This is a genomic window from Novosphingopyxis iocasae (assembly GCF_014334095.1).
Lineage (GTDB): Bacteria > Pseudomonadota > Alphaproteobacteria > Sphingomonadales > Sphingomonadaceae > Novosphingopyxis > Novosphingopyxis iocasae.
In genome coordinates, this window is the sequence record NZ_CP060495.1 from 1455925 (window position 1) to 1468978 (window position 13054).

Genomic DNA, 13054 nt, shown 5'->3' on the forward strand with positions numbered 1-13054 from the left:
GCAGCTTGTCTCGATGAAATTGTAATGAAGGAAGCGGCCGGCCGGCGGAGCCTGCGGCCGCTATAGCTTTTTACGCTGCCTGCTGGTCTTCGCGGCTGATGCCGTGGCGGCGCATCTTTTCCACGAAGGTGGTGCGCTGAACATCGACAAGGCGCGCAGCCTTGGCGATCACGCCGCCGCATTCGATCAGCGCCTCGATCATCAGGCGGCGCTCTTCCTGCTGCAGGTGGTTCTGCAGCGAGAAACCGTCCGACAGGCTGACCTTGGGAGCCGCTTCCGCAGCAGCGGGAGCAGCGACCGGCTGGTGAACGGCACCGACGCTGCGATGCGTGAGGAGAAGCTCTGCTTCTTCCTGGCCGATGGTCTGGCCGGGGAAGAAAATCGCAGCCCGTTCGATCACGTTGCGCAGCTCGCGCACATTGCCGGGCCAACCATAAGCTTCCAGCCGGGCGATGGCTTCGTCGGCGATCACCGGACGCTCAGCGCCGCTATCGATCTTGCCGAGGAAATGGTCGACCAGCGAACGGATGTCTTCGGGGCGCTCGGCGAGCGAGGGAATGCAGATCGGAATGACGCAGAGGCGATAGAACAGGTCCTCGCGGAACTCGCCGCAGGCGATCTGGTGATGAAGGTCGCGGTTGGTCGCCGCGACGATGCGGACATCGACCGGAATCTGCTTGGTGCCGCCGACGCGGCGGATCGAACGCTCTTCGATCACGCGCAGCAGCTTCACCTGCAGCGCGAGCGGCATTTCGCCGATTTCGTCCAGGAACAGCGTGCCGCCGTTCGCCTGCTCGAACAGGCCGATGTGGCGGCTGGAAGCGCCGGTAAAACTCCCGCCTTCATGGCCGAACAGCTCGGATTCGATCAGCTCGGTGGGGATCGCGCCGCTGTTGATGGCGACGAAGGGTCCGTCCTTGCGCTGCGATGCCTGATGGATCGCGCGGGCGACGACTTCCTTGCCGCAGCCGGAAGGGCCGGTGATCAGGACCGAAGCAGAAGCGTTCACCGAGAAACGGATCATCGTGCGCACCGATGCGATCGCATCGCTGCTGCCCACTACCATTTCGGAGATCATCTGTTCCGGCATGTTCAAACTACCCTGTCCTCGTTCCTGCCCCTGGCGGATTGGTGTCCGGCGTTTCCGCCGCGCCGCTCCGTCGAAACCGTTTTGCGGCAATATGGTTAACAAAATCTTGCGATCGCTTGCCGGGCGGCAAATTCTTGCAGCCTCCGCTGAAAGCCTTTCGGCTATCAAACGCACGATTTCCGCCATTTAGCATGCAAGTCCCCAACCAAACCCCTTCCGAAAAGGGTTAACGAATTTATGTCTCACCTGCTGCACCGCTCATGATGGGTTGCATTGCGCTACGGGCTGTTCCGTCCCACATGAACGGCTCGTCAGAAACCAATTACGGGAGAGACCGAATGAGCGAGCACAAGGGCCTGGAACTGCGTTCCACCATCACCGAAGACGGCAAGCTGAAGCTGAACCTTGAAGAGGTGTCTGTCGGCGCGCCCGCCGCCGATGAGATCGTCGTGCGCGTGGAGGCGGCGCCGATCAATCCGTCGGACCTCGGCCTGCTGCTCGGCCCGGCCAAGCTATCGACCATGGAAAGCGGCGGCAGCGAGGATCGCCCCGAAGTGACCGCGGACCTGATCGACGGCGGAATGAGTGGCGTGAAGGCGCGCGTGGGCCAGTCCATGCCGGTGGGCAATGAGGGCGCGGGAACCGTGGTCGCGGCGGGCGACGACGTGCAGGACATGATGGGCAAGAAGGTCGGCATGATGGGCGGCGCCATGTACGCTCAGTATCGCAAGGTGAAGGCAAGGGACGCCATTGTGCTGCCTGAGGACGCCAGCGCCGAGGACGGTGCGTCCATGTTCGTGAACCCCCTCACCTCGCTCGCCTTTACGGAGCAGATGAAGATGGACGGGTTCAAGGGCCTCGTCCACACCGCTGCCGCCTCCAATCTTGGCCAGATGCTCAACAAGATCTGCCTGGCCGACGGCATTCCGTTGGTGAACATCGTGCGCAAGGAAGAGCAGGTGAAAATCCTGAAGGACATCGGCGCGCCGATCGTCATCAACTCCAGCGAGCCAGATTTCATGGCCAAGCTGACCGACGCGATCGCGGAAACCGAAGCCTATCTCGCCTTCGACGCGGTGGGCGGCGGCAAGCTTGCCGGACAAATCCTGACCGCGATGGAAGCGGCATCCCAGCGCAGCATGACCGAATATAGCCGCTACGGATCGGACCAGGCGAAGCAGGTCTATCTCTACGGCGTGCTGGACACCTCGCCGACTGTGCTGGAGCGTGGCTTCGGCATGGCCTGGAGCATCGGCGGCTGGCTGCTCCCCCACTTCCTCGGCCGCGCCGGCATGGACACCGCCCTGCGCATGCGCAGCCGCGTCAAGGATGAGCTGAAGACCACCTTCGCGAGCAGCTACACCCAGACAATCTCACTCGCCGAAGCGCTGAAGCCGGACATGATCCGCGCCTATCAAAGCAAATCGACGGGCGAGAAATATCTGATCGACCCGACGAAGTAGGGCTTAGCGGCAAATCGGTGCAGGGGGCAGCCAATCAAACTGGCTTGCCGCCTGCGCTCGGCTCCTACGCCCGATCGCTGTTCATCGGTCGATCAGGGTCGTTGGCTGCTCTTTACGAAAAACAACGATTCCGTCGAGGATAAGGCTCCAATTCTCTGTTTGGAACCGATGGCGAAGGGCGGCACTTTCCACGGTACCCGCCCTGGCCAGCCATCCATGTCCAAAGAATGCTGCTTCACCGTTCATTTCCGACGAAGCGAGGTCTTCGAGCGATCCTGGCGGAGGAGACGGCAGGTCGATGATCTGACGTTTGCCCTGCCGCACCGAACCGCCAAGTGCTGTAAAGCCGATCGTCGAAGCGCCATCACCGAAATGCTGTGCAATTAGCGCTCCAAGCGGCTGCCGCGCTGTACCACGCGCAGATGCTTTAGCGAGGTGAACGGTAGCCCCCCAAATGATAATCTTGCTCCCCTTACCTTTGCGCTTTTCATACCACTTGAAATTGCAGAACATCGATTCTTCGCGTCCCTGGATCTTCTGTTCTTCATCCATGAAGTCGCGACCGATCCACCTGCGCAGGCCACGAGCTTGCACAAGCAGATCGGTCCGTTTTCCACGGCGCATAGCAACGACAGCCTCGTCAATACATTCGAACAATGCCAGCTGCTCCGAAGGGCGATAGGCTTGCTCTGTCGGAAAATCGAAATAGACGCGCTGGCGAAGCCTCGCTGCACATTCTTCACTACGTGCTAATGGTAAAGCAGCGAACAGCTGCAGCCCCAGCAAGTCGTTGGAAAATTGCTGGCCAGCCGCGCCTAACTGATCATCCAGACCACCCAGAAAGATCTGTTTTCCATTGGCTTTATCAGCCAAGAATTTGATAAGTGGCTGGATTTCACTGTCGTCTTTCCACAATCCGCCTAAAGCGGCTCGCAGTGTATTTTCGTCGATGCGATCACCGAGGGAAACTTGCCGATTGAGCTCGTTAAACTCGTAAAAACTGGCTTCGAACAAAACGGTATCAAAACCGCATTTTTCGATCAGCTCCCTTACAAGTTGCGCTTTAAACTGTTCCGTCGCACCATCACCATGGTTAGCTCCTTCGCCCAGCATTACGCTGTTCCGCCCGCAAAGTGTCTTCGTCGTTACAGACAGCGCGGAAGCATTAGCATCCTGACGGGATTTTTCGCTAGCTTGATGCATCAACGCTAGCTTCGGCGGACGCGGAGAACACCCCGCCGTTATTACACATGCGCAGAGAAGAAGCCATCGAGCGAATGTTCTCAGCATAATCGCACCCCAACAATGCCGCCTATCGCCTAGCGAACTGCACCGATCAGTCGGACCAACTCCCAGAATAGGGGTCATAAGTACATTTTAATGGCTTTGATGTGCTGTCATCGCTCTCCAGATACGCACGACAATCGGTGCAGACGTATCGAAATTCGCAATCTCTGCAAACGTCTATCTTATCTTTTGCCAAATCCCAGACCCTTGTGAACTCGCTTGTTCGCACTATATTGTTTATGCGATTTACATCCTTACCGAACGACTTTTTCATGGAGGGGCAGTTACAAATACTGCCGTCGGACCGAATGGACAGCTTCCTATTCAGGCAGCCGTTGAAATGATTTAATTCAGCGAAGAGGTTGGCCGACGGCGCACAGAGAGAGCCCTCGGTAATGGCACCGCAATCCGAAGCACCGTTCAGTTTTCTTTCCTGCCAGCGATATAGTTTACCACCGAATGCAGAAACTTGCGACATCTCCAAAAGTCGGTCTTTGGGAGCGCCGTGCAGCACAAGGGAGACTAGATTGGTGAACTGCTCGAAGAGAGCTCTTGTTGAATCGTCAGACCACTCTTCTGACCACACAGCCAAGAGTTGCACATGCCTTATCGACGTTCCATCTATGATATGCAGAAGCTCTCTCGTTTTTTGGGAATTCAATAGGGGACCAAAACCTCTAATTTGGATCGCGGGACAGTGAACCTCGTCCAGCTGATCGATAATGCTCTGCCACGGATGGTCTTGTTCGTTCACGTCAACGACACTGTTCAATATTCCATGTGGTGCCGACCAGTCCGTCTCAGGAGGGCGGAAGGCGTTGGCAATTTCAGGCTTGAGTATCTGCCCAACCTCATTGCGTTCTAGAAACAATAGAATGGCCTGAGCATTTTTCTTGGCAACATGTCCGAGTCCATCAACATCTTTCATCGACAAACCTGAGGGCCGCGCAGCGAGCGCGATGAGAGGTGCATAGGCCGAGTCAAAGCGCAGTAAGCGATAACGATCAAAATCGTAAATCGCAGAGAATGCCGAACCGTGGACCAGACGGCAGGTCGGGAAAAGGTAGAATCGCTTATCCGCCTCCTCAGCAGCGCCCAACACTTTCTCCCTCATATTCTCGAGATCGGCTTGGAGCCGCCCAGCGAGGGAACAACCGCTGAGGACAGCGATGGGATATAATACTGACCGCGTTGGGAATTGTTTTCTTCGATTTTCTTTGTGTAGATTACGTGAAATGATAACGGAATTACCTGCAGGAAAGCATCAGGTATCTGCAAGCGATCAAGGTCTTCCATCGGTTTCGCCCTTTCTAAGCCATTCTGCGATCAATCGATCGATCGCCATGTTGCATATCTCGTCCAGCGGACCATATTGGCCACCCGGATTCACTTCTAAGAAGATGTATTCCCCATTTTCGTCGACTATTAGGTCTATCGAACCCGTATTTATTTTGAGTTCCTTCATGAGGTTATCTAGTTTTTGTTCAACATCTCGCGGAAGATCGACCGGGACATTCCGATTTGGAGAATCATAGTTATACTTCCTGAAGTCTATCGCTGTTTGCTCGTCATTCTGAGAAATAATCGCAAACGAATAGAATTTGCTCTCTAAGAAGAACGATCTGATTTCGTACTGTTTTTCAATCTTCCGTTGAACGAGCGACGAGGGAAAGCTGCGTGGAAGTGTGGTACCGCTGGCAACATCGGATAATTTTTCAGTGTAGCTGAAATAGGCTTTGCCGGCGCCGTCAAAGTCCCAAAGGTAAAGGCCATTCGCCAAAGATTTTGTCACATACCTTTCCGGATCCGCGGTATGGTCATCGCTCAGACTTTGCGAGACCTCAAATTCAGGTGTGCGAAGCCCCACGCGGCGCGCTTCATGCGAGACGATCAACTTGTTTGGATCACCAAGAAACGGGTTCCCCAAAACCCTGATGCCGGAATTCATCACGGCATGGTGAAAATATTCTCTAGCAACCCGACCCTCAGCGGCGCATTTCTTTGCCAGAGCATCGGCAAGAGCAATCTGATGCGGGAAAGACTTTTTAAGCAGCAGTTCTCGAGATTGCTTCGGTTCTGCCGGATACAAGGGCGAGAAGTTTCCCTTACGAAACCATACCGACCTAAAATCCGAGAGTGTCCAACTTTGGTCGTACGCCTTTATAGTGACATCGGCATCGCGTAGTATAACATCATTGATTGAAGAAGATGGCGCGTCTTCATTGATGCGAAATATGGGCACATTCATAAAGCGCAGCCAGTCGCAAACTCCATTGGTGGATGGGTCGCGTAATTTACTGAAAATCAGGACCGGCGCGTTCGCTGGGTTTAATTGACTGGGCATCTGGCGAGGTCAAAGGGGGAAAGGTTCCGACGGAACCCCTCCCCTCAATGGACTCAGTCGGCGTCGTCAGTGCCATCAATATGGCAGATCGATTTGGTGCCGCACGTGCAACCAATCGATGCCTCGGATTGCAATCCGCCGGCAACGTGGTCGAGTTCCGCACCAGTAAGAACCTGCATGCGGTCCTGCGAAGCCCCTTCCAACGAAGCCTCAATACTTTCGAGCACATTTCTGTCCATTATTTCCTCCTCTTAAAAGAAGCATAAAAAATGCTTCTGGAGAAATGAGTATGATCTTAAGCTTCAGACCGTCAACATTTCCCACTAAGAGAATGATCCATTAGCGTTTTACTTTACTCGGATATGGACCAATGTCGGTCAAGTTAGTACTATTCAACCGATGGTAACAATTAGCCACCAAGTCGGAGCGACTTGATAGATAGCGTCAGGAGCACACCAATTTCTCCCCGGATGCCTGGTATCATTCAATCGCACGCTCGCCGACGATGGAGAGGCCGTAGGCATCCAGGCCGACCAGGCTGTGGTGCGAGTTGGTGAGCAGGATCATGTCGTGCACGCCCAGTTCGCTCAGGATTTGGGCGCCGGCGCCGTAATCGCGCAGTTCTTCGGGCTGGGCGGTCGGCTTGCCCTGCCGCGCATCGATCGCCTTGCTCATATAGGTCGGTGTGGCGCGGTTCAGGATCACGACGACTCCCGCGCCTTCTTCCGCGATTAGCTCCATAGACCGGGCCAGCATCCGGCTGCGATCCCCCGCCTCCCCCAGGATGTCGGCGAAGGGAGAGAGCTGGTGCATGCGCACGAGCGTCGGCTTTTCGGGATCGATCTTGCCTTTCACCAGCGCCGTCTGCTCGGTACCGGTGGCCTTGTTGTAATAGGCCGTACAGGTCCACTCCCCGCCCCAGCGGCTTTCGAACCGTTCTTCGGCGCGCTTCTCCACCAGCCGGTCATGCTGGCGCCGATAGGCGATGAGATCGCGGATGGTGCCGATCTTCAGATTATGCCGCCGCGCGAAGCCGACCAGATCGTCGAGCCGCGCCATGGTGCCGTCATCGCGCATGATCTCGCAAATCACGCCCGACGGGTTGAGCCCTGCAAGGCGCGAAACGTCCACCGCCGCCTCGGTATGGCCGGCGCGGATCAGTACGCCGCCTTCGCGCGCCACCAGCGGGAAGACGTGGCCCGGCGTCACGATATCCTCGCGCCCCCGATTGGGGTCGATCGCGACATTGATGGTGCGCGCCCGGTCGCCCGCGGAGATGCCGGTGGTCACCCCCTCTTTCGCTTCGATCGAGACGGTAAAGGCGGTCGACATGCGGTCCTCGTTGCGGCGGACCATCAGGTCCAGGCCCAGCTCGTCCACGCGCTCCTTCGTCAGCGTCAGGCAGATGAGGCCGCGGCCATGGGTTGCCATGAAGTTGATCGCATCGGGCGTCGCCATCTGCGCGGGGATGACGAGATCGCCCTCATTCTCCCGGTCCTCGTCATCGACCAGGATGAACATACGTCCGTTCACCGCCTCGTTAATGATTTCCTCTGGCGTCGCCATCACGCTGCCGCCGTCGCTGGCAAGATAGGCCTCCAGCTTGTCGAGCGTTTCGCCGCTCGGGTTCCAGTCGGGCGTGCCGAGATGGCGCAGCGTGTTGGCATGAAGCCCGGCGGCGCGGGCAAGCCCTGCGCGGGTCATACGACCGGAATCGACGAGGGCGGTGAGGCGAGAGCGGAGTGTCTGTGTCATGGGGCGCGATATCACAGCGCAATGTGAGAAGTGCAAGGCCCCTTTCACATTTTTGATGTGACCCGCCTCTAATCGCTCAACCAGTCCGCGGAAATCTTCCCCTTGTGTCCTTCCGGTGCCAGCGCCGCGCGCAGAGCATCGATCAGCGGCGCCAGCGCCTGCGTGAAGGCATAGGGCGGATTGACGATGAAAAGACCGGCGCCGTTGTAGATATCGGGCTGATCGGCATCGTACAGCCAATGCTCGACATTGAAGAATTTCGGGATGCCCAGATTGCGCAGCTTGTTCTTCCACTGCCGATGCGTTCCGCGGTCTTTCAGCGGATACCAGATCACCGTCACGCCATGCGCCCATTTGCGCTGGGCGGCGGCGAGCGTGGCGGTGATGCGCTCGCGTTCGTCCGTCTCTTCATAGGGCGGATCGACCACCACGACGCCGCGCGGCGTCTTGGTCGGCAACATCGCCAGCCACAGCTCATAGGCATCGCGCTGGTGAATGGCCGCAGACGTATCGCGCATCGCGCGGCAAAGCGCCTGCACGTCTTCGGGATGCTTTTCATTCAGGATCAGCTGGTCTTGCGGGCGAAGGAGCTGCGCGAGAACCTGCGGCGATCCGGGGTAAAGGCGCGGGCCCACGGCCCCATCCGCCCCGCCGTTCACGGCCTCCACGGCCGCGCGGTAATCGTCCAGCAAGGGGTTCCGGTCGGCAAAGGCGCGCAGCACGCCGTGCGTGGCCTCGCCCGTTCGCCCGGCCTCATCGCCCTGAAGGTCGTACAATCCGCAGCCGGCATGGGTGTCGATCAGGGTCAGCGCAGACGGCTTGATCTGCAAGGCCCGGACGAGCGCGATCAGCAGGCTGTGCTTTACGACATCTGCGCTGTTTCCGGCGTGAAAGGAATGGCGATAGTTCATGAAAATTCAAAGTCCTGACGATGGTCGTGAACGATCGGTCGTCTGTGCCTAGGCGGAGACCTCAGCGAAACTGCCCGGCTCTATTCCGTCGACCGTCCAGTCGCCGATCGACCAGCGGACGAGCCTGAGGGTTGGAAAGCCGGCGGCAGCCGTCATGCGGCGCACCTGCCGGTTGCGCCCTTCGCGGATGGTGAGCTTCAGCCAGCTGTCGGGGATCGATTTGCGCTCGCGGATCGGCGGATTGCGCGGCCACAGATCCGGCGCGTCGATACGGGCCACTTCGGCCGGCAAGGTCATGCCGTCCTTCAGCTGCACGCCCTGCCGCAAGCGATCCAGCGCCGGTTCCTGCGGATCGCCTTCCACCTGCACCAGATAGGTCTTGGGCAGCTTGAACCGCGGATCGGCAATCCGCGCCTGCAGCCGCCCGTCATCGCACAGCAGAAGCAGGCCTTCGCTGTCCCGGTCCAGCCGCCCGGCGGGATAGACGCCCTTTACCGCAATGAAATCCGACAAGGTCGCGCGCACCGTCGGCGATCCGCGATCGGTGAATTGCGACAATACGCCGAAGGGTTTGTTGAACAGAAGCAGCCGGGCCATGCTTTGCCCATACCGCCCGATGGCGGACATGTCTCCAAGACCATGAATTGGGCGAACTCCACCGCTGGGCAGACCGCGCGCTGTCCTACACTCGTCGTCATCGGCTAGACCGGCCCGATGCAGCGCCCTCATTTTCTGCGGATTCAGCGACCCTCCACTCACCGCCGACAGCACTCGCCTCGCCCGAATTATGAGGGGGGTGTCCCATGACCGGTGCGACCTTTCGGTTCGCAGCCCGTGGGCACTCGCGGCCCGAATCATCGCCCTGCCCGCACCCCGCCCCTTGGCATCCCCCCGCCCCGCTCCTATGCCGGTATGGCATCCGGCGTCCCCGCCATTCGGCATCGCGGCGCCCCATCCGATGGAGAGTGATATGGCGGGCATGGCCCCTTTCGACTGGGAAGACCCCTTCCGGCTCGACGAGCAGCTGACCGATGACGAGCGGATGATCCGCGACACCGCAAATGGCTATGCGCAGGACAAGCTGCAGCCGCGCGTGCTGGAAGCGTTCGAGAAGGAAGAGACCGATGTCGCGATCTTCCGCGAAATGGGTGAACTCGGCCTGCTCGGCATCACCGTGCCGGAAGAATATGGTGGCGCGGGCGCGTCCTATGTCTCCTACGGTCTGGTCGCGCGCGAAGTGGAGCGGGTGGATTCGGGCTACCGATCGATGATGAGCGTGCAGAGCTCGCTCGTCATGTATCCGATCCAGGCGTTCGGTTCGGAAGAGATGAAGAAGCGGCTGCTGCCCAAGCTGGCATCAGGCGAATATATCGGCTGCTTCGGACTGACCGAGCCCGATGCGGGCAGCGATCCGGCCGGCATGCGCACCACCGCGAAAAAGGTAGACGGCGGCTACAAGCTTTCCGGCTCCAAGACCTGGATCAGCAACGCGCCCTTCGCGGATGTGTTCGTCGTCTGGGCAAAATCCGAAGCGCATGGCGGCAAGATCCGCGGTTTCGTGCTGGAAAAGGGCATGAAGGGCCTGGAAGCGCCCAAGATCGAAGGCAAGATGAGCCTTCGCGCCTCCACCACCGGCATGATCATGATGGACGAGGTCGAGGTTGGCGAGGACGCGCTGCTCGACGTCGAAGGGCTGAAGGGCCCGTTCTCCTGCCTCAACCGGGCCCGTTACGGCATCAGCTGGGGCACGATGGGCGCGGCGGAATTCTGCTTCCACGCCGCACGCTCCTACGGCCTGGAACGCCATCAGTTCACCCGGCCGCTGGCATCCAACCAGCTCTATCAGAAGAAGCTTGCGGACATGATGACCGAGATTGCGCTGGGGCTGCAGGGCAGCCTTGCAGTCGGGCGGCAGATGGACGCGGGCACCTTCGCGCCGGAGATGATCTCGATCGTCAAGCGCAACAATTGCGGCAAAGCGCTCGATATCGCGCGGATGGCGCGCGACATGCACGGTGGCAACGGCATCAGCGCGGAATATCATGTGATGCGCCACATGGTGAACCTGGAGACGGTGAACACCTATGAAGGCGCGCACGATGTCCATGCGCTGATCCTGGGCCGCGCAATCACCGGGATCGCGGCGTTCTGATATGCCCTGGCCGAAACTCGATTGGGAAACGCAGCCGACCGGGCCTCTGAAAGGCATCCGCGTGGTCGACATGTCGACGGTGGTGCTCGGCCCGCTCGCCACGCTGATGATGGCGGACATGGGCGCGGAGGTGATCAAGATCGAGAACCGGCAGGGCAACACGCCGGGCGACATGATGCGCTATGCCGGCTGGTCCCCCACCGGCGATCTGGGGCCGATCTTTTCGGCGCTCAATCGCAACAAGAAGGGTCTGGAACTGAACGTGAAGGATGAGGAGGGCAAGCGCCTCCTCACCGATCTGATCCGGGATGCGGACGTGTTCTTCCACAATGTCCGCATGGCCGGGATGGAACGGCTTGGCTTCGATTATGAGGCGGTGAAGGCCATCAATCCGCGTATCGTCTACGTCCACTGCGCAGGCTTTGGCGCGGGCGGACCGCATGAGCACCGCCAAGCCTATGACGATCTGATCCAGGGCGCGTCCGGCTTCGCCTCCCTGTTCGAGGAGCGCGACGGCGGACGCCCGGCTTATGCGCCCTCGCTCCTGGCGGACAAGACGGTGGGGCTGTTCGCCAGCAATGCGACGCTGGCGGCGCTGCTACACCGGGAGCGAACCGGCGAGGGCCAGTTCGTGCAGGTGCCGATGTTCGAAAGTTTCACCTGGTTCAACATGGCGGAGAACCTCTACGGTGCCACGTTCGACGAAGGCGATGGCAAGCTGGGCTATACGCGCAGCATCAACCCACGGCGCCGCCCCTACCCCACGGCGGACGGCTTCATCGGAATCATGCCCTATTCGGACAAGCAATGGGCCACCTTTTTCGAACTGGGCGGACGGCCCGGCACGATGGAGGACGAGCGCTTCGCCACCTATCCGCGCCGTACCGAGCATACCGCCGAGCTCTACTCGTTGATCGAGGAAGTGGCGGCCAGCAAGACGACGGACGAATGGATGACGGTGCTCGACGAGAACAACATCCCGGCGATGCGCTACAACCGGATGGCGGATGTGCTGGAAGAGGAGCATCTGGCGGCGACGGGCTTTTTCGAGCGCCGCGAAGGCGAGCATATGGGCCGCTATCGCTCCATGCGGCACCCGGTCAGCTTCTCAGCCACGCCCGCCAACACCTACGGCGATCCGCCGCGGCTTGGGCAGCATGATACCGAGATCAAGAAGGGCGAGTAGCGCAAGTTTCCCCGCCGCCTAAGCATGAGGCAAGGCGGCGGGGTCGGTTCAGCGGGCGATCAACGCGGTGCCATGCGGATCGCGCCGTCGAGGCGAATGTCCTCGCCGTTGATGTAGTTGTTCTCCAGCAGCGTCAGCGCGAGATGCGCATATTCGTCCGGCTGGCCAAGGCGCTTGGGGAACGGCACGGAGGCGTTCAGCGCCTCGATCGCCTTCTCCGGCAGGCCGCGCAGCAGCGGCGTCTCGAAGATGCCGGGCAGGATCGTGTTGATGCGGATGTTCTCGTTCATCAGATCGCGCGCGATGGGCAGCGTCATGCCGACGACGCCCGCCTTCGAAGCGGAGTAAGCCGCCTGTCCGATCTGGCCGTCCTCGGCCGCGACGCTGGCGGTATTCACGATGGCCCCACGATCGCCATCTTCCAGCGGATCGAGCGTCAGCATGCCCGCGGTCGATTTGGCGATGCAGCGGAACGTCCCGACGAGGTTGATCTGCACCACCCAGTCGAACGCGCTGACGGGGAATTCCTTCACCTCGCCCGTCTCGCGGTCGCGCTTCACGGTCTTGATCGCGTTGCCCACGCCCGCACAGTTAACCAAGATACGCTCCTGCCCATGCGCGGCGCGCGCCTTCTCGAAGCCCGCGTCCACATCCTCATCGCTGGTGACGTTGACCTTGCAGAACACGCCGCCGATTTCCTTGGCGACTTCCTCGCCCTTCTCCGCGTTCATGTCGAACAGGGCCACCTTGGCGCCCTTGCTGGCGAGAAGACGGGCGGTGGCGGCGCCGAGGCCGGAGGCACCGCCGGTCACGATGGCGGCGATCTGGTCGTTGATGATCATACTGTATGTCTCCTGATGGTGAGC

General features: G+C 59.6%; 12 protein-coding genes. 3 read left to right on the forward strand and 9 right to left on the reverse strand.

Annotated elements, in window-relative coordinates; genetic code table 11:
* Positions 1–70: 70 nt before the first annotated feature.
* Complete coding sequence (locus H7X45_RS06935; RefSeq protein ID WP_187336765.1) at positions 71–1090, reverse strand: sigma-54 interaction domain-containing protein; 1020 nt, start codon at positions 1088–1090, stop codon at positions 71–73.
* Between the two features lie 338 nt (positions 1091–1428).
* On the opposite strand from H7X45_RS06935, the gene H7X45_RS06940 reads away from it, so the two are divergent.
* On the forward strand, positions 1429–2553 hold the full coding sequence (locus H7X45_RS06940; protein ID WP_187336766.1) for a zinc-binding dehydrogenase: 1125 nt from the start codon (positions 1429–1431) through the stop codon (positions 2551–2553).
* A gap of 81 nt (positions 2554–2634) precedes the next feature.
* Here H7X45_RS06940 and H7X45_RS06945 read toward each other — a convergent pair whose 3' ends face one another.
* The 7 genes from H7X45_RS06945 to H7X45_RS06975 all read right to left on the reverse strand — a co-directional run bounded on the left by H7X45_RS06945 (position 2635) and on the right by H7X45_RS06975 (position 9447).
* Complete coding sequence (locus tag H7X45_RS06945) at positions 2635–3666, reverse strand: erythromycin esterase family protein (RefSeq protein ID WP_187336767.1); 1032 nt, start codon at positions 3664–3666, stop codon at positions 2635–2637.
* Between the two features lie 223 nt (positions 3667–3889).
* Positions 3890–4954, reverse strand: coding sequence for a grasp-with-spasm system SPASM domain peptide maturase (gene gwsS / locus H7X45_RS06950; RefSeq protein WP_187336768.1), 1065 nt, complete (start codon positions 4952–4954; stop codon positions 3890–3892).
* Positions 4955–5122: 168 nt separating this feature from the next.
* Positions 5123–6184, reverse strand: coding sequence for a grasp-with-spasm system ATP-grasp peptide maturase (gwsG, locus tag H7X45_RS06955; RefSeq protein WP_187336769.1), 1062 nt, complete (start codon positions 6182–6184; stop codon positions 5123–5125).
* A gap of 53 nt (positions 6185–6237) precedes the next feature.
* Complete coding sequence (locus tag H7X45_RS06960) at positions 6238–6423, reverse strand: hypothetical protein (RefSeq protein WP_187336770.1); 186 nt, start codon at positions 6421–6423, stop codon at positions 6238–6240.
* Between the two features lie 241 nt (positions 6424–6664).
* Positions 6665–7939, reverse strand: a complete 1275-nt coding sequence (gene ribB, locus H7X45_RS06965; RefSeq protein ID WP_187336771.1) for a 3,4-dihydroxy-2-butanone-4-phosphate synthase — start codon at positions 7937–7939, stop codon at positions 6665–6667.
* A gap of 68 nt (positions 7940–8007) precedes the next feature.
* The gene (locus H7X45_RS06970) at positions 8008–8850 is read right to left on the reverse strand and encodes a 23S rRNA (adenine(2030)-N(6))-methyltransferase RlmJ (RefSeq protein WP_187336772.1); all 843 of its coding nucleotides are present in this window, start codon (positions 8848–8850) and stop codon (positions 8008–8010) included.
* A gap of 48 nt (positions 8851–8898) precedes the next feature.
* The gene (locus H7X45_RS06975) at positions 8899–9447 is read right to left on the reverse strand and encodes a pseudouridine synthase (protein WP_187336773.1); all 549 of its coding nucleotides are present in this window, start codon (positions 9445–9447) and stop codon (positions 8899–8901) included.
* Between the two features lie 373 nt (positions 9448–9820).
* On the opposite strand from H7X45_RS06975, the gene H7X45_RS06980 reads away from it, so the two are divergent.
* Together H7X45_RS06980 and H7X45_RS06985 are read left to right on the forward strand one after the other, a co-directional pair.
* Complete coding sequence (locus tag H7X45_RS06980) at positions 9821–11002, forward strand: acyl-CoA dehydrogenase (protein WP_187336774.1); 1182 nt, start codon at positions 9821–9823, stop codon at positions 11000–11002.
* Between the two features lies 1 nt (position 11003).
* Positions 11004–12188 carry a CaiB/BaiF CoA transferase family protein gene (locus tag H7X45_RS06985; RefSeq protein WP_187336775.1) on the forward strand — a complete coding sequence of 395 codons (1185 nt, stop codon included), beginning with the start codon at positions 11004–11006 and terminating at the stop codon, positions 12186–12188.
* A 59-nt stretch (positions 12189–12247) separates the two neighbouring features.
* On the opposite strand, the gene H7X45_RS06990 is transcribed toward H7X45_RS06985, so the two are convergent.
* On the reverse strand, positions 12248–13030 hold the full coding sequence (locus H7X45_RS06990; protein WP_187336776.1) for an SDR family NAD(P)-dependent oxidoreductase: 783 nt from the start codon (positions 13028–13030) through the stop codon (positions 12248–12250).
* Positions 13031–13054: the final 24 nt, after the last annotated feature.